This window comes from Kocuria atrinae C3-8 (assembly GCF_000286355.1).
GTDB lineage: Bacteria > Actinomycetota > Actinomycetes > Actinomycetales > Micrococcaceae > Kocuria > Kocuria atrinae_A.
The window spans coordinates 21116-43205 of the sequence record NZ_AJXN01000011.1 but is presented as its reverse complement, the minus strand read 5'-3'; the positions used below and the strand labels follow the sequence as shown (position 1 = coordinate 43205).

At 63.2% G+C, this 22090-nt stretch carries 26 protein-coding genes and 1 pseudogene; 23 read left to right on the top strand and 4 right to left on the bottom strand.

Annotation, left to right across the window (positions count from 1 at the left end; all coding sequences use genetic code 11):
- The first annotated feature begins 273 nt into the window (after positions 1-273).
- From YO9_RS0101920 to YO9_RS0101855, 13 genes are all read left to right on the top strand, one after another.
- The gene (locus YO9_RS0101920; protein ID WP_016996003.1) at positions 274-546 is read left to right on the top strand and encodes a hypothetical protein; all 273 of its coding nucleotides are present in this window, start codon (positions 274-276) and stop codon (positions 544-546) included.
- Positions 539-1357, top strand: a complete 819-nt coding sequence (locus tag YO9_RS0101915; protein ID WP_223285954.1) for a hypothetical protein — start codon at positions 539-541, stop codon at positions 1355-1357. The genes YO9_RS0101920 and YO9_RS0101915 overlap by 8 nt, the downstream gene beginning before the upstream one ends.
- 161 nt (positions 1358-1518) lie before the next feature.
- Positions 1519-2103, top strand: a complete 585-nt coding sequence (locus tag YO9_RS0101910; protein WP_223285953.1) for a nitroreductase family protein — start codon at positions 1519-1521, stop codon at positions 2101-2103.
- A 99-nt stretch (positions 2104-2202) separates the two neighbouring features.
- Positions 2203-2952 carry a nitroreductase family protein gene (locus tag YO9_RS0101900; protein WP_016996000.1) on the top strand — a complete coding sequence of 250 codons (750 nt, stop codon included), beginning with the start codon at positions 2203-2205 and terminating at the stop codon, positions 2950-2952.
- A gap of 94 nt (positions 2953-3046) precedes the next feature.
- A complete protein-coding gene (locus tag YO9_RS0101895) occupies positions 3047-3235 on the top strand; it encodes a thiocillin family RiPP (protein WP_016995999.1) in 189 nt (62 codons plus the stop codon).
- Positions 3163-3459 (top strand): thiocillin family RiPP, encoded by a 297-nt coding sequence (locus tag YO9_RS21235; protein ID WP_396350714.1) that lies wholly within the window; start codon positions 3163-3165, stop codon positions 3457-3459. Before YO9_RS0101895 ends, YO9_RS21235 begins: the two co-directional genes overlap by 73 nt.
- Before the next feature lie 56 nt (positions 3460-3515).
- Positions 3516-3704, top strand: a complete 189-nt coding sequence (locus YO9_RS16275; protein ID WP_223285952.1) for a thiocillin family RiPP — start codon at positions 3516-3518, stop codon at positions 3702-3704.
- Positions 3705-4077: 373 nt separating this feature from the next.
- Positions 4078-4938, top strand: coding sequence for a M50 family metallopeptidase (locus YO9_RS0101880; RefSeq protein ID WP_016995996.1), 861 nt, complete (start codon positions 4078-4080; stop codon positions 4936-4938).
- Between the two features lie 24 nt (positions 4939-4962).
- Positions 4963-5649, top strand: a complete 687-nt coding sequence (locus YO9_RS0101875) for a hypothetical protein (RefSeq protein WP_223285951.1) — start codon at positions 4963-4965, stop codon at positions 5647-5649.
- 107 nt (positions 5650-5756) lie between these two features.
- The gene (locus tag YO9_RS0101870; protein WP_016995995.1) at positions 5757-5996 is read left to right on the top strand and encodes a hypothetical protein; all 240 of its coding nucleotides are present in this window, start codon (positions 5757-5759) and stop codon (positions 5994-5996) included.
- Between the two features lie 209 nt (positions 5997-6205).
- Positions 6206-6403 carry a hypothetical protein gene (locus tag YO9_RS0101865; protein WP_223285950.1) on the top strand — a complete coding sequence of 66 codons (198 nt, stop codon included), beginning with the start codon at positions 6206-6208 and terminating at the stop codon, positions 6401-6403.
- Positions 6400-7437, top strand: a complete 1038-nt coding sequence (locus YO9_RS0101860; RefSeq protein ID WP_262925534.1) for a lantibiotic dehydratase family protein — start codon at positions 6400-6402, stop codon at positions 7435-7437. Before YO9_RS0101865 ends, YO9_RS0101860 begins: the two co-directional genes overlap by 4 nt.
- Complete coding sequence (locus tag YO9_RS0101855) at positions 7434-8420, top strand: lantibiotic dehydratase C-terminal domain-containing protein (RefSeq protein ID WP_016995993.1); 987 nt, start codon at positions 7434-7436, stop codon at positions 8418-8420. Before YO9_RS0101860 ends, YO9_RS0101855 begins: the two co-directional genes overlap by 4 nt.
- On the opposite strand, the gene YO9_RS16270 is transcribed toward YO9_RS0101855, so the two are convergent.
- Positions 8407-8580, bottom strand: coding sequence for a response regulator transcription factor (locus tag YO9_RS16270; RefSeq protein WP_016995992.1), 174 nt, complete (start codon positions 8578-8580; stop codon positions 8407-8409). The genes YO9_RS0101855 and YO9_RS16270 overlap by 14 nt on opposite strands.
- Positions 8577-9089, bottom strand: coding sequence for a response regulator (locus YO9_RS0101850; RefSeq protein ID WP_223285947.1), 513 nt, complete (start codon positions 9087-9089; stop codon positions 8577-8579). Before YO9_RS0101850 ends, YO9_RS16270 begins: the two co-directional genes overlap by 4 nt.
- A 235-nt stretch (positions 9090-9324) precedes the next feature.
- On the opposite strand from YO9_RS0101850, the gene YO9_RS16265 reads away from it, so the two are divergent.
- The 8 genes from YO9_RS16265 to ald all read left to right on the top strand — a co-directional run bounded on the left by YO9_RS16265 (position 9325) and on the right by ald (position 16997).
- Entirely contained in the window at positions 9325-9519 is a 195-nt protein-coding gene (locus YO9_RS16265; RefSeq protein ID WP_223285946.1) for a hypothetical protein, read from the top strand.
- Positions 9520-9746: 227 nt separating this feature from the next.
- Positions 9747-10910 (top strand): sensor histidine kinase, encoded by a 1164-nt coding sequence (locus YO9_RS0101845; protein WP_223285945.1) that lies wholly within the window; start codon positions 9747-9749, stop codon positions 10908-10910.
- A gap of 106 nt (positions 10911-11016) precedes the next feature.
- A complete protein-coding gene (gene fbaA, locus YO9_RS0101840; protein ID WP_016995989.1) occupies positions 11017-12039 on the top strand; it encodes a class II fructose-bisphosphate aldolase in 1023 nt (340 codons plus the stop codon).
- Between the two features lie 133 nt (positions 12040-12172).
- Positions 12173-13561 carry an amidohydrolase gene (locus tag YO9_RS0101835; RefSeq protein ID WP_223285944.1) on the top strand — a complete coding sequence of 463 codons (1389 nt, stop codon included), beginning with the start codon at positions 12173-12175 and terminating at the stop codon, positions 13559-13561.
- A 72-nt stretch (positions 13562-13633) separates the two neighbouring features.
- Positions 13634-13822, top strand: a complete 189-nt coding sequence (locus tag YO9_RS20385; protein WP_317259701.1) for an AbgT family transporter — start codon at positions 13634-13636, stop codon at positions 13820-13822.
- Between the two features lie 2 nt (positions 13823-13824).
- A complete protein-coding gene (locus YO9_RS0101830; protein ID WP_317259702.1) occupies positions 13825-15267 on the top strand; it encodes an AbgT family transporter in 1443 nt (480 codons plus the stop codon).
- A 91-nt stretch (positions 15268-15358) separates the two neighbouring features.
- Positions 15359-15781 carry a DUF3151 domain-containing protein gene (locus YO9_RS0101825; protein ID WP_016995987.1) on the top strand — a complete coding sequence of 141 codons (423 nt, stop codon included), beginning with the start codon at positions 15359-15361 and terminating at the stop codon, positions 15779-15781.
- Positions 15782-15908: 127 nt separating this feature from the next.
- Positions 15909-16997: an alanine dehydrogenase gene (ald, locus tag YO9_RS0101820; protein ID WP_016995986.1), complete on the top strand. Its 1089-nt coding sequence runs from the start codon at positions 15909-15911 to the stop codon at positions 16995-16997.
- Positions 16998-17120: 123 nt separating this feature from the next.
- On the opposite strand, the gene YO9_RS0101815 is transcribed toward ald, so the two are convergent.
- The gene (locus tag YO9_RS0101815; protein ID WP_016995985.1) at positions 17121-18530 is read right to left on the bottom strand and encodes an amino acid permease; all 1410 of its coding nucleotides are present in this window, start codon (positions 18528-18530) and stop codon (positions 17121-17123) included.
- 251 nt (positions 18531-18781) lie between these two features.
- Here YO9_RS0101815 and YO9_RS0101810 point away from each other — a divergent pair, with 251 nt between their 5' ends.
- Positions 18782-20071 carry an adenylosuccinate synthase gene (locus YO9_RS0101810; RefSeq protein ID WP_016995984.1) on the top strand — a complete coding sequence of 430 codons (1290 nt, stop codon included), beginning with the start codon at positions 18782-18784 and terminating at the stop codon, positions 20069-20071.
- A gap of 184 nt (positions 20072-20255) precedes the next feature.
- A pseudogene (locus tag YO9_RS0101805) lies at positions 20256-21760 on the top strand (amino acid permease).
- Here the strand turns inward: YO9_RS0101805 and YO9_RS0101800 are convergent.
- Positions 21757-22089, bottom strand: coding sequence for a DUF202 domain-containing protein (locus YO9_RS0101800; protein ID WP_016995983.1), 333 nt, complete (start codon positions 22087-22089; stop codon positions 21757-21759). The pseudogene YO9_RS0101805 and the gene YO9_RS0101800 overlap by 4 nt on opposite strands.
- Position 22090: the final 1 nt, after the last annotated feature.

Sequence of the window (22090 nt, the reverse complement as noted above, 5' to 3'; positions counted from 1 at the left end):
CTACACGTTGATGGCAGCGTGCTGGCCGGCCGCTGACCTCCGAGTACTGATCACGGGTCGAGAAAGCAGGAAATTGGTCGAATACTTGGACCGCTGCGCACACGAGGAACGCACGGACTTCCTATCGATTTCCCGAGATCATCCTCGTCTGTTCCTCGGGCCACTCGTCCTACCCGGCGCACGGCGTGCGCCACCTGCGCCTCGGGTCGTGCGGATCAGCACGACGCCGCTCGGGCGGCCTCACAGCCGCTGCGAGACGCTTACGACCGGGACATGGACCTGGAGCCCGGCGGGTTCCTCCCCTCCCACGTCAGCATGGCCGCCGCATATGCACTCGAGATCGCGGAAGAATTGCACATCACGGGAGACAGCGAACGTGCCGGCACGATTTCCCAGGTGAACCTGCACGACGGAACGATGCGTCGTTCCACGGTGGTTGGTATCCATGGTTGCTCGCGGTGCCGGGTGACACCTCCTCTGTCGGAATCGTCGTGGCAGAACCTCACTCACCTGGGGCTGTCGATGGCGGGTGAACGACGTGGCTGAATCAACTTTGAGCGCGGCAACCATGTCCGCCGCAATTCACACGGACCCGCAGTTCGCTCCCCCTACGCTTCCTCGTCTCGTCCCCGGCCTGGTGAGGGTACCCACCGCTGATGGTTTGATCGTCGATGGCGGGCCCAGCCGACAATCTTTTACCGGACGTAGTGCAGCCACCGCCCTGCCCGTGGTCATGGACGCCCTGGACGGAACTTCGACTCTCGCCCAGCTCAGCGCCACCCTCAACATGCCGCAGGAGCACCTGGACCAGTTCCTGGCTTTGCTCTACACCACTGGATTGTTGGAAGACGCCGCCACAGACGCTCCGGAGTCGGCCGTGGCTGACAGCATGGATCCGGAGGCGCGGGTATTCCTCACCAGGTCCCTGGACACCAGTCGGGTCCACCGTTCGTTCTCGCAGCTGCATCAGTCCGTCCAACGGGCTCCCATGGTGGTTGCCGGAACCGGGACTTGGGCCGAAGAGTTGAATGTTCAATTGACCACAGAAGGATTCCGGCTCATCCCGGGCCACAAGGGACCGCGGGGAACAGGAATCGACGTCAGCACGCATCCGGACGCTTGCGTTGTGCTGGTCCTACAGGACGCTGACGATTTGCAACGAGCCGATGAATGGCTCGAACAGGGGTGGCACGTGTTCCCTGTCTGCCCGGAGCCTCGGGCTGTGACGGTAGGACCGTTGTTGGAACCTGCCACCGGGCTGTGCCCGTCGTGCGCTCTGCGCTCCCGGCACTCGGAATTCTCCGACTGGATGAACAGCGGCCACGGAATACTGGTACACTGGTGGTCCGCCACCTGATGGCCCATGTGGGACGGATCGGGACTACCCGATCTCGAATGGACCGAGTCCGTATCGATCTCGCGACCTGGCAGACCGCCAATTTCCCGGTAGCCTTCGCCCCGGACTGCGACCGCTGCGCGGCTGTAACGCCACCCCGTCGCGCTGGTCACATGGTTCCTGTGGCACATGCCTTCGAAACATCTGTCTCCTTCCCAGCACGCAAGTACTGCGACCCCGCTGGGCATCAGATGCACTACAAGTCGTCGAATATCGCCCTGCAGAAGGACGCCATCGAATGGCCGGCTGCGCCCACAGAAAAGGTCTCGGACCTACCCCCGAACGCGGCGAACGGATTGTGCGACCGGGACACGGTCACGGACCTGGTTCGACGCACAGTGGGCCGGCGCCCGGAAACGGAGGCTACCGACAAGCACGTCCAACGCTATGCCCCGACCGGGGGCAACCTGGGGTCTCCACAGGCCTATCTGGTAGCTCGGGATGTTCCAGGCCTGAGGCCGGGTGTCTATGGATACCAAGCGGCGAAGAACTCCCTGGCGCGGTTGACCTGGCTCAGTGGCCAGGAACAGGGACTGGACGGGACGGCCCCGGCAACGGTGATCCTCACCGGGGGACTGGCGAAAGTGGGAGGGAAATATGGGCCCTTCGCCTGGCGGATCGTTCACCTTGACGCCGGCGCCGCTACCGCTCAGATGATGATGCTCGCCGATCACCACCGTGTGAACTTGGCCCTGGCTCCTACCTGATGATGACCGAATCCTGGACTCCCTGAGCCTCGACGACCGTGAAGAAGTCATTACCGCCGTGATCCATCTGGACCACGCCGTGGAACAGGAGGACCAGCGATGACCACCATCACGATGGCTGAAGAACACAGCACGCAGTTCGAGCTCTTGACGCAGCTACGGCAAGGCGTTTATGAGGCCAGGCGGGAATTGGCCGTTCATGGCCCCCGCTCGATCTCCGAAACGGTGCCACGCGTAACTCCCCTGGTACGAAGCGGGCAAGAGCGGACCTATGAGTTCACTGCCGCGCCGCCCACGATGGACGTGGACAGCTTGTTGAGTAGCCGGTCCAGCCAGCGGTTCTTCGCGGACAGAGCCATGAATCCCCGCGTGGTGGCTGCGAGCGTCCTGGAAGCCCTAAGAGCTGACAGTGTTTGCTGGCCGGAGGACGAGCCCGTGGATCTCCTGGTGGTCGTGAATTCCGTGAACGGAATGGAACCAGGGCTCTACCGGGCGCAACCGGCTAAGTCGGCCGACGCGGTGACATTCGATTTCCTGCAGCAGATCAGTCGCGAAGACATCGCTGAAATGGTCTTGCAACTGGAGTTCGCCCACGCCCCGGCCATCATCATGGCCGTGTCTTCCTTGGAAGCTCACCTACACCGGTGGGGAGATCACGGTGAACCACTGATGAACCGGCGTGCCGGTCAGGCCGTGGCTTCGGCCCTCCTCAACGCCCAGCGCCGCGGCGCCGCAGGACAGATTTTTGCCGGATGCCTGCCTTCCGGGTTAGCCCGCCACCTCACGGTGGACGGCTACTACAGGGCACAGCTTCTGGCAGCGGTCATAGGAGACCCCTGGACCGCTTGAAGACCCATACGTCATCCACGTATGCGGAGACCACGTCTCCACCCGGCCGTTCGGCCACACATCACACAACATCACTCATGAAAGCGAGTACCTCATGCACGAGAACATCAACCCCAACGAGCTCACTACCGATCTCTTTGCCGCGGACCTGGACTCCGTAGGCGCAGACGAACTGCCCACGGATGCGGCCTTCGCCTCGCTGTCTTCCGGATCCAGCGCAGGCTCCGCCTCCTGCCCTGCGTCGTCCGCCAGCACCCTGGGCACCGTGGGCTGCTTCGGCTGATAACCCCTTACTCATTCACACCCTCAGAACAAAGGAAAAGACACCATGCAGGACAACCTGAATACCCCCGACCTGAACGCTATCGACCTGGGCGATGCCCTCTCAGCAGAGGACTTGGATGCCACGGCAGCACTGGTACCTGGGGCTCCGCCGGAACCTTCGGCAGCGGTTCGTGCCCGGCATCGACCGCTTCCTCCGGAAGCTCGGCTTCATCCGTGGGCTAGGCCTCCACACCCCACCCATTCGCAGTAAACGCCACACCAATACCAAGGAGAAAACCATGACTCAGTTCAACAACCAGGAAAACAACATCGATCAGCTGATCGCCCAGGACCTGAGCGCAGAGGACCTGGACAACGTCACCGCGGCTGGCTTCACCACCGCAGCATCGTTCTTCAGCGCAGGTTCCGCCTCATGCCCGGCCTCATCCGCAGGCACCGCCGGTTCCTTCTCTTCGGCCGGCGGCTGATCCAGTAGCTCTCTTGGAAATCTGCGGTGGGTGCGATCCACGCGATCCGCACCCCACCGCAACCATCACCACGAAAGGACCGTCATGGCCGTTCTCAACGACAGCCCGGCGCGGCACCCGCGCTTGAGGACGGGCGCGCGGAATCCACCGACTTGGTGACGTGGTTCCTAACCACGTCACACCAACTGAAACTTCACGTCGAACGCACTCACGGTCTGGATGACCGTGATCTGCTCTACGACACCGCTCGAGGAAAGTACATGGCCCTCAGCGGTAGCGCCGGTGCCTGATCAATCACTTCGACGGCGCTCGAACCGGCGCCGAGGTGCTGTCCGAATTGCGACAACCGCCAACTGCCGCTCAGACAGAGAGAGTGGCACGTCTCTTCCATGACATTCGACAGAGCGGATTCCTGGCCGAGCCCCCCGTGGGCGAGGGAGGTCGGGAGGCAACGGCGCGCTTCGCCCGCCGGGAGCACATGTTCCGTTTCCCTTTGATCAAGAATGTGGGTCGCTATCTGGAACCGGTCAGCGCACCGTTGCGGTCGGTTCCGCCCATGGCATTGATCGTTGCATGGCTGATCCTGGCTGCAACCGGAGTGGGACTAGGGGTTGCTGGGCTGACCAGCACACAGGTCACGTCTATGCCGAGCAATCTGTGGGTTGTCCCGCTGATCATGATCGTCCAGATCGCTGTCCATGAACTGGCCCATGCCGTGGTCTGCCAGTATCTGCGTGTTCCCGCTAGAGAAGCGGGGGTTGCGCTCATGCTTTACTTCTTGCCGGTCGGGTACGTGGATCGGACGGACAGTTATCGAGTGCGATCTCGCTCGGGGCGGGTCATGATCGCCATGGCAGGGCCACTCAGCGACCAGATCTGGTTCGGCGCGGCAGGGGTCGTTGCGTTGACCGCCCCCGATCCCGTGGCTCACATTGCCGTGGTCCTCATGGTTTGCCAGATCCTACTGACGGTCATGAACTTCAACCCCCTCACTCCCTCCGACGGTTATCACGCAATCACTGCCGCATTGGGGATCATCAATATGCGGGGCAACGCTCTCCTGTACGCGGTGCACCTGGTGCTGCGGACACCCCTGCCCACGAATTTCGATGCCAAGGGACGGACCGAACGGGTATGGCTCGTGGTCTACGCCATGGGCTGTCTCGGATTCGTAGCCGTGGCGCTAGTGGCCGTTGTCCGAGCGGCCGGTGCCTACTTGGGCGTATTCCTCTGAACACCACCTCACGGAGGCCACATCATGACTCAGCAAACTATGCACGAAACCGAAGCACCAACCATTCCGGAGCTGTCCGACCTACGCGTGGACAGGGTAGCGGGTCTGTCCACGGAGGACCTGTCCCTGACCCTCGACGAGACCATTCTGGTCGAGGCAGAACTGACGTCCCGTGAGAAGGAGTCCGAACGGCTGGGGGAGCTCGTCTCCGAGGTTCTCTTCGGTCTGGTCCCCCTGCTCCAGGAAGACCCAGCCGCGCGACGTCGGACCCTGGCGGTGCGCCGCAGCACCCGGCCGGGCAAGACACCTCGACCGGAAGACATCGCCGAGGTGCGGCGAGCAGCGCACGAGCATCTGGACGCAGGGGACCGGGAACTACTGGACCTGTGGGTTCACGCGGTTCGAGCCCGCGATACGACGCGCGAGCGATTCATGGTCAAGTACTCGAGTGAGGCGGAGGACGCACAACGCGTCATAACGGCGGCGGCCCACCAGGAGTCATTCGCCCGGGGCGTGGCCCACGCTAGTCCGAGTCTCGGTGCGTGCCTGGATTCCGTCGACACCACTCCGTACACGCAAGGATCCCGTGGCCTCAGCAGTTATGCGACCCGCGCCGCGTTCAAGACGAGCCCGTTCAGCGAACTCACTACTGTGACTCACAACGGGCGACCGGACCCCGCAGTGAACAGCTGTATGTGGCGCCCAGCGTGATTCATGAGTGGTTCCGGGCCATGACCCAGGATCCATACCTAGCACGCAGTTTTTCCGTGGAGCCACTAGACACCGGCCGGACAGACATCCGCCAGGAGCCAGCGTTAGTGGCGGAAACACTCCACACACCGCAGTTCACATGGGTCAAAGACCAGCGGGTGGATCTCTCCGAGTACGCTGACGTGCTCGACAGGTTGCGTTGGCTGGGACGCCAACCGGTGGCGACCTACTTGGAAGCCATCGGAGGGGATAAACCGTTTGCCACGCTGAGCAGGCTGTGCGCAGTGAACGTGGTGCGATACGTCGCACCGTGGGGCTATGCCAATACCGATCGGCTGGGAGCCTGATCTCCGCCTTGGAGACCCAGAACTCGGAGAAGTGCCTACGAATCACCAACGAACTACGTGATATCCGGAGCACCCTCCATACGCTTCGTGAAGCGTCGGGAGTCCGTAGGGCTGAGATCCTTCGTGATCTCCCCACTCCCAGTTTGCCGGGAGTTCCGCCAACCGCAGTGTTCAGTGACGTGATGGGTGGAGTCAGGGTACCCAGCTCCATGCCTTCTGCCGAGGCGGAATTGACCAGAGTGCTGGCCGGTACCAGACCGCTGATCTTCAGGAGCTTCATCTACGGCCAGCTGTGCCAGCACTTCAAGGAGACCTTCGGCACGGGTGGTCGTTGCGACGACGTCGCCGGGTACCTCAGCGCCTGGCCGCCAATCCAGCGCTACAACAAGCAACCATCAAGGACATGACGGCGAGCCTAGGGGAGGTGGCCCAGAGCCGGAGCGCACCCGTGGGGCGATCGAGTGCGGCGCCGTCGTGCGCTGTGATGTACCAGGTCTGTGCCGGGACGACCGAGAAGGCCACGAACGGAGAGGGTGAGCTGGTGTTGAATCAGTTCAACCCGGGTCTCGGAGGACTAGTCGCCAGATTCGAACCGGGTGAGAACGGAACCTCCGAAGTGCGGGACGGCTTGCGTGCCTGGATCAGACGGCTGTACCCGGAAGCCACACCGCTCGAATTCATCACCTCCTCGGACGTCAACGACATGCAAGCGGTGTCGGAAGGGACGCTACCTCGACTGGTATGGCCCACGGACACCCCACGTGCGGACAACGGCCCTTGTGCGGTCGCCCTGGCGGATCTGCATCTGCGCCACGATTCAAAGACGGACACCGTTGAGCTCTTGGATGCTGAGGAACGACCGGTGGCTCCCGTCTACTTGGGATTGGTGCCGGCTCACCTACTCGGTGGGGCTTCAAGAATCCTGGCGGTTCTGGGGGACCCATGGGTGAACAGGGCGACGTGGCTCATCAAGGACCTGGGCGCTGGTCCCGGAAACCCTGCGGACACGAAACGTGCGTCGCATCAACCCCGCGTGCAGCGTGGCCGCGTGGTTTTCAAGCGAGAGTCATGGACCGTACCCGTCGATCAGGTGCCTGTTCTGGAGCCGCAAGAGCCGCACGAGGACTATTTCCGGCGGCTGCAGCGATTCCGCGAAAGCTGGGGGCTTCCCCGCGAGGTGTTCGTCCGGCCCCACGGTCCCGAGCTGGGAATGGGAGGCACAGCTTCAAAACCCGCGTGGGTCTCCTTCGCTTCACCTCACGCGTGGGCACCCGTGTCGGACCGACTCAAGAAAGCCCGGAGTGTGACGTTCCAAGAGGCTTTACCCACTGCGGATCAATACTGGCTCACCGATGAGCAAGGGCATCACCGGGCCGTGGAGCACATTTCCTTTCTCACCTGGTCTTCAGAGGCCACTCTCTCGGAAGAGGCAACACCATGAGTATCAACGCGGATCAGAGCAGATCAACCCTGCTCGGCGGATTGGTCGACAAGCCCGAATGGTGGTTCGTGAGGCTCTACACGGGCGGGTTCGTAGGGGCGGACTCCATGATTTCGGAATTGATTCCACCTCTGGTGGCCCATGCACGTGAGCTGGACATCCATCGATGGTTCTACATGCGCTACATGGATCCGTCCGGGCCGCACATTCGTCTTCGGGTCAAAGGCACCCGGGACGTCCTGGATGTCATGGAAAGTGGCTACCGGGAATTGGTCACCGATCTGCAAACCGCGCTGTCCCACGGAGAACACAACCATCCCTTTGTGATGCCAGTTGACGAGCATAAATACTTGGGCTCCGCCAGTATCGGTGTCAGTGGCGCACTCTATGAACCCGAATACACCAAGTACGGAGGAATCCACGGTGTGGAACTGGCCGAGCAGCTCTTCGAGTTCTCATCTGACCTCGGCGTCTGGGCCACGGGACGGTTCGACAAGACCCCTGACAGGGCAGGGCTGGCTGCTCTTCTGCTGTTTGACGCCGTTCACAGCGGATTGGATGCGGCACGGTTCACCGATGTCTCGCCGGGAGCAAACTGGCAAGGGTACTGGGACCAGCACCTGAAGTGGTGGACCGCAGATTTCGGCCCCAATGCGCCGCGTGTAAGGAAGACCATCCAGTCGAGTGTCGAGACCAAGATGCCGGATGTCCGTGCGCAGTTGGACAGGCTTGCGGCGATGCCATCGGTGACGGGATGGCGGCGGAACTGGAGTGCGGCTGTTCATCGCTACGTTGTCCGGGCCATGACAGAAGGCATCGACCTGACGCCAATGCATTTGATCTTCCACCAGGGTCACATGATGACCAATCGTCTGGGGTTCCTGCCTCGTGAAGAGGCGCTGCTGGGCCAGTACGCGCGGCTGTACTTTCGCGAGGGCGAACCGGCTGCTTCGGGTGAAGGAGCTACGCCTAGTTCAGCGTGACCAGACCGTTGCGGTAGGCGTTGATGACCACTTGCACCCGGTCACGCACTCCCATCTTGGTCATGATGCGTCCGATGTGGGACTTCACGGTTGGTTCCGCGATGAAAAGCTCCTGCGAGATTTCCCGGTTGCTCTTGCCGTCGCAGAGCAAATTGATCACGTCGATTTCCCGTTCACTGAGCTGCATCTCTTGGGCGATGGACTCGGGGTCGGTCTTGGGGCGTGAAGGCTGGTGACCACGGAATTGACCAAGACTTCGGTCACGCGAGGGGACGCCATGAATTCTCCGGCAACGGCGGAACGGATTCCGGCGACGATGTCTTCGGGCTCGGAATCCTTGAGCAGGTATGCACTCGCACCGGCCCTTAGGGCGGGGATCACATATTCCTCGGAGTGGAAGGTGGTCACCGCGACCACTTTCGTGTTCGGACATGCCGCGAGGACTTCTTCAGTTGCTGCTACTCCGTCAAGACGAGGCATCTGGAGGTCCATCAGCACCACATCCGGGTGCAACGTTTTCGCCTGAATGACCGCGGACCGCCCGTCCTGAGCTTCACCCACGACCTCCATCCCGGGTTCGTTCTCTACGAAAACTCGGAGGGCCTGACGCATCAGCTTCTGGTCATCAGCCAGGAGAAGGCGAACGGGAGTGGCCTGGGGATCATCCATGGACATGACAATAGTCGGTGACATTCGTTACCAACAGGTAGGAATGCGGAAGATCAATTCCGGCGTCGCAACGTCTCACCGGTGTTCGTCGCAACACGCAAAGGCGTTGCGACTTTGGTCGCAACGGAGAGTATTCGAAAGAAGCTGTGGTGGGCGTCACTCATGCGATTGAGTAGTAACCAAGACGCCGAGGGAAACAGCCCGAGGCACGTAGCTTTCAGAAAGAAGATGATCCATGAAGAACTCGCTCCGCTCCGTTGCCGTCGCGGCTTCCGTCATCGCGTGCATTGCAGTTGGTGCAGCACCGGCAAGCGCCACGACCCCGGTCCCCGGGCCGCCCGCGGTCGGGCCGCAGGCGCTCAAGGGTGGAGCTTCTCCCGATGGTCTGCTTCCGGACGACTTCCTGTGCAAGTTGCTCCGCAGCTGTTGATAACGGCTGGTTCGCCGGATGATCGCAGCGGCGCCTCATCTACGGATGGGGCGCCGCTGCGATTGCTCAACCGGGTCTGGCCATGTCGTGTTCGGTGCTACCAGCGGGAAACCTGAGTCACAGCTAATCTGTCGAACGTGACATCGGAGTCCCACGCGAAACTATTAGGTAGCCCCGCCACCAACCCTCAGACCACTGCGCGCTCGCTCATGTGGTCTGGGCGGAGAGTGCACGTTGTGCTTCGGGTACTCATTGTTGTGGCGGCGCTGATCAGCGATGGCATCTCCATCGTCAATATCTTGTCCGGATATTCGTACGGGTACGATTCGCCCGCGTTCGCCATGTACTTGGCGATCGTCGATCTGGGCCTATGGATCATAGTTGCCTACGCCCCTGACTGGGCCTGGGTACTCCTGTTGGCCAACCTGTTGCCTTTCGTCTTCATGCCCAGCGGTTATGGGGCTGTCCCGGTGATGGCCATGGTGGCGTTGGCCTTCCTCGCTTACTCTGCGCGCCGCTATGCGCTGATCATCGCAATAGGCGTGGTCGCTACATGGGCCATAGCGGTCACTGCGGTGCGGGAAGATACCGGACTTATCTTCCTGTCAGTGGTCTTGCCCCTGGGGATCCTTGCGGTCATTCCCGGACTCGGCCTCCGTTACATGAACGCCCAGCGACAGGTGGATCGACAAACCATCGAAGAATTTGACCGAAGGGCCTTGGCTTCGTTGGAAGAGCAGCGCACAGAACTGGCGCGAGAGCTCCATGACATCGTGGCCCATGACATCACGGTGATCGCCATGCAGGCGCGGGCCGGGGCCATGAGTCGCGATGCTGACGAGAACGCGGAGACCTTCGACGTCATCGGGGATTCTGCGCGGAGCGCGTTGGATGATTTGCGCCGACTCCTTCGCATCATGCGTGATGCCGGGGAGAACGAAGACGTTGCGGAATCTTCCGCTGGCATCGATTTGCTGTCGGAGCTGAGCCAGATCAAGGAATCCCTTGAGCGATCGGGTCTGAGTGTGCACACCACTGTGACCGGTGACGTGGACCAAATCCCGGATGGCGTGCGCACCACGGTTCGGAGGCTCCTGCGTGAAGGGGCCACCAATGTTCTCAAACACGCTTTGGTGGAGGCACCGGTCGAGATCGAGGTAGCGGTCACTGCCGAGGCAGTGGATGTGAATGTCCTCAATACGATCATGACCCGCGGTGGGAAACGCTCCGAACCACGTTTCGCCCGGTCCGGATTCGGAATCATGGGGCTTCGCGAACGAGTGCAGCTCTTGGGCGGTCGCATCTCCAGTGGAGCTGTGGACGGGGACCGGTGGCACCTCAGCACGCACATACCGTTCCGTCCTGAAGACTCCGATTCACGCCCTTCCTGATCCCCGGTCACGCACAGTTTGCCTGCGGCCCGTCCACTAGACTTGAGACCAGGCCCACAGGCCACGGCTCAACCGTGCATCGGGAATCCAGTAGAAGGAGCACTTCATGCCCATCGCAACCCCTGACGTTTACGCCGAGATGATCGACCGGGCCAAGGAAAAGGGCTTTGCCTACCCGGCCATCAACGTGACCTCCTCCCAGACCCTGAACGCCGCGATCCGTGGCTTCGCCGAGGCAGGTTCGGACGGCATTATTCAGGCATCCACCGGCGGTGCTGCCTACTGGTCCGGTTCCTCGGTCAAGGACATGGTGACCGGTTCGCTGGCCATGGCCGCGTTCGCTCGCGAGGTCGCCAAGAACTACGACGTCAACATTGCCCTGCACACCGACCATTGCCCCCAGGACAAGCTGGAAGGTTTCGTGCTGCCGCTGCTGGCCGAGTCCGAGAAGGCTGTGGCTCGCGGCGAGGACCCCATCTTCCAGTCACACATGTGGGACGGTTCCGCGATCGAGCTGGATGAGAACCTCAAGATCGCTCAGGAACTGTTGGAGCGCACCAACAAGGCCAAGATCATTCTCGAGGTCGAGATCGGCGCCGTCGGTGGCGAGGAAGACGGCGTGGTCGGCGAGATCAACGACACCCTCTACACCACCGTCGAGGACGGCATGAAGACCATCGAGGCCTTGGGTGCAGGCGAGAAGGGCCGCTACATCACCGCTCTGACCTTCGGCAACGTCCACGGCGTGTACAAGCCGGGCAACGTGAGCCTGCGTCCGGAACTGCTCAAGCAGATCCAGGACGAGGTCGGTGCCAAGATCGGCAAGGATCGTCCGTTCGACCTGGTCTTCCACGGTGGTTCCGGCTCCAGCGCCCAGGAAATCGCGGATGCGGTCTCCTACGGCGTGATCAAGATGAACGTGGACACGGACACCCAGTACGCGTTCACGCGCCCCGTCGCAGGCTTCATGTTCGACAACTACGACGGCGTCCTGAAGATCGACGGCGAGGTCGGCAACAAGAAGAAGTACGATCCCCGCGTGTGGGGCGCCGAGGCCGAGACCGGCATGGCCACCCGCGTGGTCGAGGCCTGCCAGAACCTCGGTTCCGCAGGTACCTCCATCAAGTAACTTCCGTTTCACCCAACCGGTGCCCCGCGCGTTCTCGCGCGGGGCACCGCATCGTTTAAGGCCGACGACGCCGCCGCGCCGCCTCATTCCCGCCGGTGATCCGAATCACTTGTTACGCTCCCTAAGCATGGGAATGAGCCACGCAGCCAACGAGACTCCTCACCGCAACCCCCGTGATCTGACGGTCAGCCCGGAACCGTCACGCGCGTATCTGGAGCAGCTCGAACGGGACACCGAGCGCCGCAAGAACGAGCTGGAGCATCACCTGGCCGACCACGCGGGCGCCGCGGACGAACTGCAGGAGCGTCTCGAATCCCTGGTCGACGATCAAGCCACCGACTTGCACCGCGTACTGCACGAACTGCACGAGAACCCCGAGACGGCGTTCCAGGAACACTTTGCCGTGCAGCAGATTCTCGCCCATCTCAAGGCCCACGACATTCCCGCGGAAAACCCCGCCTTCGGGCTGGACACCGCCATCCACGCGGAGATCGCCTCCGAAGACTTTGATCCGCAGCGCCACCGCACCATCGCGATCATGTCCGAGTACGACGCTCTGCCCGGCATCGGCCACGGCTGCGGTCACAACGTGATTGCCGTGACCGGACTGGGCGCGTTCGTGGCACTCGTCGAGCTCATCCGCGACAACCCTTCCGCGTTTTCCGGTCGGGTTGTCTATCTGGGCACCCCCGCAGAGGAGGGCGAGGGCGGCAAGGAAATCATGGCTCGGGCCGGTGCGCTGGAAGGCATCGACGCGGCCGCCATGGTGCACTCCTACGTCACGGATCTCGTGGATCAGGTCTGGCTCGGACGCCGCCAGTGCACCGTGCACTACCGCGGCCGGGCGGCCCACGCGTCGTCGCACCCCTTCATGGGACGCAACGCGCTCGACGCCGCCGTGCTCGCCTACCAGGGGCTGGGGCTGCTGCGACAGCAGACCCCGCCGACCGATCGCATCCACGCCGTGCTGCCCGAGGGTGGGGAACGGCCGAACATCATCACCGAATCCGCCACGCTGCAGCTGTATGTGCGCTCTCAGCGGCCAGAAACGCTCAAGGCACTGTCCGAACGCGTCACCGAAATCCTGCAGGGAGCCGCGTTGATGGCCGGGGTGGGTGTGGAAATCGACTGGGATTCCTCGCCGGCCACGCTGCCCGTGCTGGGCAACGCGCCACTGTCCGATCGCTGGGTCCTGGCCCAGCGGCGTCGTGGGCGCGATCCGTTCCCGGCAGGGACGGTGTCCGAGGTGCTGGCCGCGTCCACCGATTTCGGCAACGTCAGCTACCGCATCCCGGGCATCCACCCGTTGATCAGCATCACCGACCAGGACATGGGCCTGCATACCCGAGATTTCGCGGCCGCGGCGGCCACCCCATTCGCCGAGAGCGCCGGGGTCGACGGCGCCTACGGCCTGGCCGCGGTGGCCCTCGACTACCTGGTCGATGACACTCTCGCCCAGCACGTCACCGAGGATTTCCACGCCAACGGCGGCGGTATCGCCGTGGAGAACTACTTCGACTGAGCCGGATTCGTTCGGGTACCACGCAGAAAAGATCCACCGGAATTATTGGCCACTGACCATCATGGAGTGCACATGAACGCCACCGCGACCAAGACATCGAGTCTGGGGGACAGGCTCCTCACGGGTATCGAGAGGGTCGGCAACAAACTGCCGGAGCCGTTCGCCCTGTTCACGATCCTCTTCCTGATCACCGCGATCGTGTCCACGGCCATGGCGTGGGGCAACGTGATCGTCACGGTCCCGGGAACCGATGAGCCCTAGCCATCAAGGGCCTGTTCACCGGCGAGGGCATCGCGTGGTTCACGTCCACGCTGGGTGACAACTACATCGGCTTCCCGCCGCTGGTCACCGTGGCGACCATCCTGTTGGCCATCGGCATCGCGGAGAAGTCCGGGTTCCTGGCGGCAGCGATCCGTTACACAATCGGGAGCGCGCCCCGCTGGCTGTTGCCCTACACCGTGGGTTTCGTGGGCGTGGTCGGCTCCATCATGGCGGACTCCGCATTCGTGGTGATCCCGCCGCTGGCCGCGCTCGCCTTCAAGGCTGCCGGACGGCACCCCGTGGCCGGTCTATTGGGTGGCTTTGCCGCGGCCGGTGCCGGTTACTCGACCAATATCTTCCCGACGTCGCTCGACGCCCTGTTCGCGGGCATCACCAACGCTGTGATCCCCACGGTGCCCGCGCTCGCGGAGAACGCGACCGAGGTCAACCCGATCTCCAACTACTACTTCAACATTGTCTCGGCCTTGGTGCTGTCCGTGATCGCCGGCTGGGTGATCGACAAAGTGGTGGAGCCGCGTATCCAGCGGTCCAACGTGTCCACGGAAGAGGTCAACCCGGAGACGAGTCAGCTCATGACCGACACTCGATCCATGCGGATCGTGGGCGACGAGCAGACCGTGTCCGAGTCCCAGGGACCCAAGACCGAAGCGGCCCTGTCCCCTCGGGAGAAGAAGGCACTGATCTGGGCGTGCGTGACATTCGTGCTCATCGCCGTGGTGCTGACCGTGTTCGCGCTGCTCCCCAATTCACCGTGGCGCAATGAGGAGGGCAACTTCCTCCCGGCATCCCCGCTGCTGGCGTCCATCGTGTTCATCATCTTCGTGTTCTTCTCCGTGAGCGGTTACGTCTACGGCCGCATCGCCGGATCCATCCGGGGTTTCAAAGACGTACCGGTCATGATGGGCGAGGCGCTCAAGGACATGACCTCGTTCCTGGTGCTGGCGTTCATCCTGGGCCAGTTCATCGCACTGTTCAACTGGTCCGGAATCGGCTCGTGGATCGCCGTGACCGGTGCCACCGGGCTGCAGAACGTGGGTGTCACCGGGTTCCCCGTGATCATCGGCTTCATCCTGCTGTGCTCGCTACTGAACCTGTTCATCATTTCCGGGTCGTCCATGTGGACCCTGATGGCCGCCGTGTTCGTGCCGATGTTCGGCATCCTGGGATTCGAACCCGCCTTCATCCAGGCAGCCTTCCGCGTGGGCGACTCCGCCACTCAGGTGATGACTCCGCTCAACCCCTACATGGTGGTGCTGTTGGCCATGCTCCGGAAATACGAACCCGAGGCCGGCCTGGGCACGGTCATGGCCCGCATGATCCCGTTCGTGGTGCCCTTCTGGGTCGCGTGGACGATCATTCTCATGGTCTTCTACTTCTTCAACCTGCCACTGGGACCGGGTGTGGGAATCATGATCGAGCAGTAAGTCACGCCGGGCGCGAAAGGCCGCGAGCGGCGTCGTCGAGCCTGCGTAGAGTGGGCAGCAGACCCCATGATCTACGTGGAAAGGAACCACCGTGGCACTCGTTGGCAAGAGCCTCCTGGACGGACCGGAGCCCACCTACCTGGAGGAGAACCCCCAGCTGACCGCGCGATTCGACGCCGGGGACGAGGCCGAGGATCTCGCCGCTGCGTTCCCCAAGGAGCAGCTGCCGTGGGCCATCCTCGCGGAGGAAGCGCTCGCGGACGGCCGCACGCTGGAGGGATACGCGTACGCCCGTGTGGGTTACCACCGCGGTCTGGACTCGTTGCGCGGCCACGGCTGGAAGGGCCACGGACCGGTGCCGTACTCCCACGAACCGAATCGTGGATTCCTGCGGGCACTGGCCGCGCTGGGTAAGGCTGCCGCGCAGATCGGTGAAATGGACGAGGCCGCCCGCATCGAGAAGTTCCTGGATGACTCCGATCCGGAGGCCGCGGGGCAGATCGCGCAGCGCTAACGCCGTCCCTGTGTCGCACATCACTACCCAGCGTGCACAATGGAGGGACACCCCGGGGCTCGACGCGGAGCCTTGAGCGCAACCTGCCAGGCTCGCGCGCCCCGCTTACGGCAGGAGCGTGGCAGTCATGCGGATTTCGGTTCCCCGCGAGGTCAAACCCGAAGAGGCGCGAGTCGGTCTCACCCCGGCCGTGGTCACGGCGCTGACGGGTCGAGGCCATGAAGTGTTCGTGGAGCGCGGCGCCGGCGAGGGCTCGGGATTCGACGACGCCGCTTATGAGACTGCCGGAGCCCGCATCGTCAGCGTTGATGACGCCTGGAACAACGCGGACATGGTGGTCAAGGTCAAGGAACCGATCGCGCAGGAGTACGGCTACCTTCGCGAAGATCTCACGCTGTTCACCTATCTGCACTTGGCTGCCAGTCGAGAACTGACCGAGGCACTGCTCAACAGCGGCACCACGGGGATCGCGTACGAGACGGTTCGAGTGGGGCGTACATTGCCGTTGCTGCGACCCATGTCCGAAATCGCGGGGCGACTGTCGATCGGTGCCGCCACCCGCTACATGCTGCACCACGAGGGCGGTCCCGGAATCCTGATGGGCCGTGTGCCGGGTGTAGTTCCGCCGGTGGTGTTGGTCATCGGTGGTGGCACCGTGGGTGAGCATGCGGCCCGTGCGGCCGTGGGGCTCGGCGCGGATGTCACCGTGCTGGATGCCAGTGGCGATCGCATCCGCGAGCTGGATCTCATGCTGCCGGGCGCGCGCATCCTCATGAGTGATCCCCACCGAATCGAGGAAGAACTGCCCAAGGCGGACGTGGTGGTGGGTGCCGTGCTGATCCCTGGCGCTGCGGCTCCCAAGCTGGTCACGCGGGAGCACCTGAAGCTTCTCAAGCCGCACGCACTACTCGTGGATGTGGCCGTTGACCAGGGCGGTTGCTTCGAAACGACCCGCCCCACGAGCTACGACGACTCCACATATTACGTTGACGGCATACGTCACTACTGTGTGGCGAACATGCCCGGCGCGGTTCCGGTGACCGCAACCCAGGCGTTGACCAATGCCACCATGCCGTACGTGCTCAAGCTGGCCGGTGGCGTCGAACATGCGTTGGACAAAGATCCAGGTCTGGCCGAGGGGTTGTCCACGTTCCAAGGCGTGCTGCGGTCCCCGGGCGTTGCCGCGACCTTCCCGGATCTTCCGGCAGAGGTTTAGGCGGGTGCGTTAGTCCCTCGAGATCCGGTCGCCAGCAGTGCCGATCGTGACCGGATCTCGCGGGTCGGATCCGGAGCGACGGAACGGTTCCGGAGGGCCTGGGTGTTCCGGGCGGGCCGAGCGTTAGGTGCGCGGAGCGGCGTCGTCGGCGGAGACCGAATCCGGCCGCGGCTTGATGAGGACCTTGCAAGCCAGCGCGATCAGGCACACCAGGATGAAGGTGGCGATGAGCTGGAACCGGACCGCGGAATCGAAGAGACCCAGAACGATGATGGCACCCAGCAACGCCAGGGCGAAGTAGGACAGCCATGGGAAGAGCCACATCTTCAGCGGTGATTCCACGCCTGCCCGGTCCGCGCGCTTGCGCAGGATGATCTGCGAGATCAGCGCGAGACCCCACACCACCAGGCACGTGGAACCGATCACGTTGAGCATGATGTTCAGGATGGTTTCGGGCCACAGGTAGTTCAACACCACCGCGATGAAACCGAACAGCACCGAGATCACTACTGCGGCGCGCGGCACGCCGCGCGTTGAGGTGGCCGCGAGCCCGCGCGGTGCGGAGCCGCGCCGAGCCAGCGAGTAGAGCATGCGCGAGCTGCCGTACACGTTGGCGTTGAGCGCGGACAACAACGCCAGGATGATCACGATGTTCATGAGCACGTCCGCGCCGGGGATGCCCGCGACGTTCAGCACGGCCACGAACGGGCTCGAGGAGAGCTCGTTGTTGTTCCAGGGCAGCACCAGGACCATCACGGTCACGGCACCCACGTAGAAGACCAGGATGCGGATCAGGATGGTGCGGATGGCCGCGGCCACGTTGCGCTGGGGGTCTTCGGTCTCCGCCGCTGCGATGGTGACCAGCTCGGTGCCGCCGAACGCGAAGATGACGACCAGGAGCGCCGCTGCCACACCCGTGATGCCGTTGGGCATGAACCCGCCGTGCTCGGTGAGGTTGCTCAGACCGGGGGACGGTGTGGGGAGCACGCCGATCAGCAGGAGCACGCCCACCGCCAGGAACGCGACCACCGCGGCGACCTTGAGGAGCGCGAACCAGAACTCGGTTTCGCCCAGCGTGCCCACGCGCACCAGGTTGATGGCGGTGAAGACGGCCATGAAAATCAGTGCCCAGACCCACTGCGGCAGCGACGGCCACATTTCGGTGACCAACTGCGCGGCCGCTGTGGCTTCGGCCGCGACGACCACCACGATCTGTGCCCACCACAACCAGCCGAGCGCGCGGCCCACGGTGGGGCCCATGGCCTTGCCTGCGTAGGTCGAGAAGGCGCCGGAGGAAGGGTCAGCTGCGGCCATCTCGCCGAGGGCACGCATGACCAGCACCAGCAGCAGGCAGGCCACCAGGTAGGAGATCAATACGGCGGGGCCAGCGGTCTGGATGGCCGCGCCCGTTCCCACGAACAGGCCGGTGCCGATGGCCGAGCCCAGGGCCATCATCACCAAGTGGCGTGGCTTGAGGTAGCTGCTCTGTGCCTTCTGGGCGTTCTGAGTGTTGCTGTGGGGAGTGTGCTCCACTGGTCCGTCATGATACGTACTGCTTCCCGTGCCCTGTGCTGGTGCGGAGGGAGCGGAGCTGGGGCGCGAATTCGACGGACTCATAGCCATCAACGTTACTCCCGTTCGGACCCTGATTCGGCACCGCGAAAGGTCACGAGGCTGTGGTTGTCGTCGCACCCCGTTAGAATCGGGAGGTACGTGCTCGTGGTGCGTACACCTCAACTGTTGTCGTGCCAAGTGGGTTCGCGCCCGGGCAGGAGAATTCTGTAATGCCAGCAATCGTGATCGTCGGTGCCCAATGGGGCGACGAGGGTAAAGGCAAGGCCACGGACCTCCTGGGTGGTCGAGTGGACTACGTGGTCAAGCCCAACGGCGGTAACAACGCCGGGCACACCGTGGTGGTGGGCGGCGAGAAGTTCGAGCTCAAGCTCCTTCCCGCGGGCATCCTCAGCCCCAACGCAACCTCGGTGATCGGCAACGGCGTGGTCATTAACCCGCAGGCCCTGTTCGAAGAGATCGACGGTCTCGAAGCCCGCGGAGCAGACACTTCCCACCTGCGCATCTCCGCCAACGCGCACCTGGTGGCCCCGTACCACCAGACCCTTGACCAGGTCACCGAGCGGTTCCTGGGCAAGCGAGCCATTGGTACCACCGGCCGCGGCATCGGGCCGACCTACATGGACAAAGTGGGCCGCCTGGGTATCCGCGTTCAGGACGTGCTGGACGAGTCCATCCTGCGCCAGAAGATCGAGGGCGCCCTGCGCCAGAAGAACGAGCTGCTGGTCAAGCTGTACAACCGTCGCGCGTTCGAGGTCGACGAGATCGTCGGGTACTTCATGGGCTTCGCGGATCGCCTGGAGCCCATGATCGTGGACTCCACACGTTTGCTCAACGAAGCCCTCGACCGCGACGAAGTAGTGCTCATGGAAGGCGGTCAGGCCACGTTCCTGGACGTCGACCACGGCACCTACCCGTTCGTGACCTCCTCGAACCCCACCGCCGGCGGCGCATCCGTTGGCGCGGGCATCGGTCCCACGCGCATCACCCGCGTGATCGGCATTCAAAAGGCGTACACCACCCGCGTGGGTGCTGGCCCGTTCCCCACCGAGCTCTTTGACGACATGGGGGAGCAGCTGCGCAAGACCGGCGGCGAGTTCGGCGTGAACACCGGCCGCCCGCGCCGTACCGGCTGGTACGACGCTGTCATGGCCCGCCAGGCCTCGCGCATCAACGGCTTCACGGACCTCTTCATCACCAAGTTGGACGTGCTCACCGGCCTGGACGAGATCCCCGTGTGCGTCGCCTACGACGTGGACGGTCAGCGTTTCGACGAAATGCCCATGACCCAGTCCGATTTCCACCACGCCAAGCCCATTTACGAGAACTTCCCGGGCTGGAAGGAAGACATCACCGGCGCTCGCAGCCTGGAAGACCTTCCGGACAACGCTCGCGCGTACATCGAGGCGCTCGAGGGCATGTCCGGTTGCCGGATTTCCGCCATTGGTGTGGGCCCGGATCGCGAGGACACCATTGTGATTCGGGACCTGATTGAGGGCTGACTTCCCGGTTCGCAACTACATACACGCCGACGCCGCTCCAAGCCTTGGAGCGGCGTCGTCGCGTTGAGGCCCGGGTCACGTGTTGCGGGGCGGTCTCCGGTAAGCTCACTCATTGTCATTCTCGTTCAGCTCCAGCCCCCGTGGAGTCCTCCGAAACGTGTAACGCCGATAGAGAGGCACGCTCGTGTCCAAGGAACCCGCTCCCGCTGTGAGCACACAGGCCGAGGGCCAGGGGCTGCGCCGCAGCCTGGAAACCCGGCACATGACCATGATCGCGATGGGTGGCGCGATCGGTACGGGCCTGTTCGTGGCCTCCGGTAACTCGATCGCCACCGCAGGTCCGGGTGGCGCGTTGGTCGCGTACATCGCGATCGGCCTGATGGTGTACCTGCTGATGCAGTCACTGGGTGAGATGTCTGCATGGCGGCCCACGTCCGGTTCATTCGGCGACCACGCCGCGAACTACGTGTCGCCGTCCTTCGGTTTCGCGATCGGTTGGAACTACTGGTTCAACTGGGCTATCACGTTGGCCGCAGAGCTCGTGGCCGCGGCCTGGTGATGCGCTACTGGTTCCCGGATGTGCCGTCCTGGATTTGGTCGGCGCTGTTCCTGCTGACGGTGTTCTCCCTGAACGCGCTGTCCACGCGCGCCTACGGCGAGGGCGAGTTCTGGCTGGCCGCCATCAAGGTGGCCGCGGTGGTCGTGTTCCTGGGACTGGGCGTTCTGATGATCTCCGGGATCATGGGCGGGGAACCCTCCGGGTTCGACAACTGGACCACGGGTGAGGCGCCGTTCGTGGGTGGGCCTATCACGATTCTGGCGATCTTCATGGTCGCGGGATTCTCGTTCCAAGGCACCGAGCTGGTCGGTGTTGCCGCTGGTGAGGCCAAGGACCCCGAGCACACCGTGCCCAAAGCCATCCGCACCGTGTTCTTCCGCATCCTGCTGTTCTACGTAGGTGCCATTACGGTGATCGGGTTCCTGCTGCCCTACACGCACCCGAATCTGCTCGCCTCGGACATTGAAGACGTGGCGATCTCGCCCTTCACCCTGGTGCTCGAGAACGCCGGCGTAGCTTTCGCATCCTCGATCATGAACGCCGTGATCCTGACAGCCATCCTGTCCGCCGGTAACTCCGGTTTGTATGCCTCCACGCGTATGTTGTGGTCACTGGCCATGGACGGCAAGGCGCCCAAGTTCCTGCGCAAGCTCAACAAGCGCGGTATCCCCATGCGGGCACTGCTGGCCACCTCCGCCTTCGGGCTGTTGGCCTTCGGTACCACCTGGTTCGGCGACGGAGCCGTGTACACCTGGCTGATCAACGCGTCCGCGCTGGCGGGATTCATCGTGTGGGCCGGTATTGCGTGGACCCATTACAAGTTCCGCCAGGCGTTCAAGGCGCAGGGTCGTTCGGTCAAGGAGCTGCCGTTCCGCGCCAAGTTCTTCCCGGCAGGCCCGATCATCGCGCTGGCCATGTGCTTGCTGGTGATCGTGGGTCAGAGCTACGAGGCGTTCATCAATGACACGGTGACCCCGCTGTCCTTGCTGACCTCATACATCGGTTTGCCGCTGTTCCTGGCGTTCTGGTTCGGTCACAAGATCTCGACCAAGTCCCACGCGGTGGATCCGGCTCAGGCTGATCTGACCCGCAACCCGCAGATCGTGGATCACCGCGGCGACCGGGTCTAGAACACCACCACGGTGACCAGGCCCAGGACACCCAGGGCCACCACTGCCGTGGAGGTCACCACCACGGCTACCGCGTCCGGTTCAACGTGCTCGTTGCTGATCCCCACGGATCCACGTCGGTAGCGGGCACGCTGGGTGGCGTAAATGCCGATAGCGGTACATACCGCAAGCCCGAAAAGGGCCAGCACGAACGGCCCGTGCGTGGGTAGCCAGCGCAGGAAAATGGCTGCTGCGGTGCACAGGGCCAGCATGGTGCGTCCCCAGGACAGCACCGTGCGTTCGGGCTGCAGTCCGGGGTCTTCGTGGAAACGTTCCGCAGTGCGTGCCATG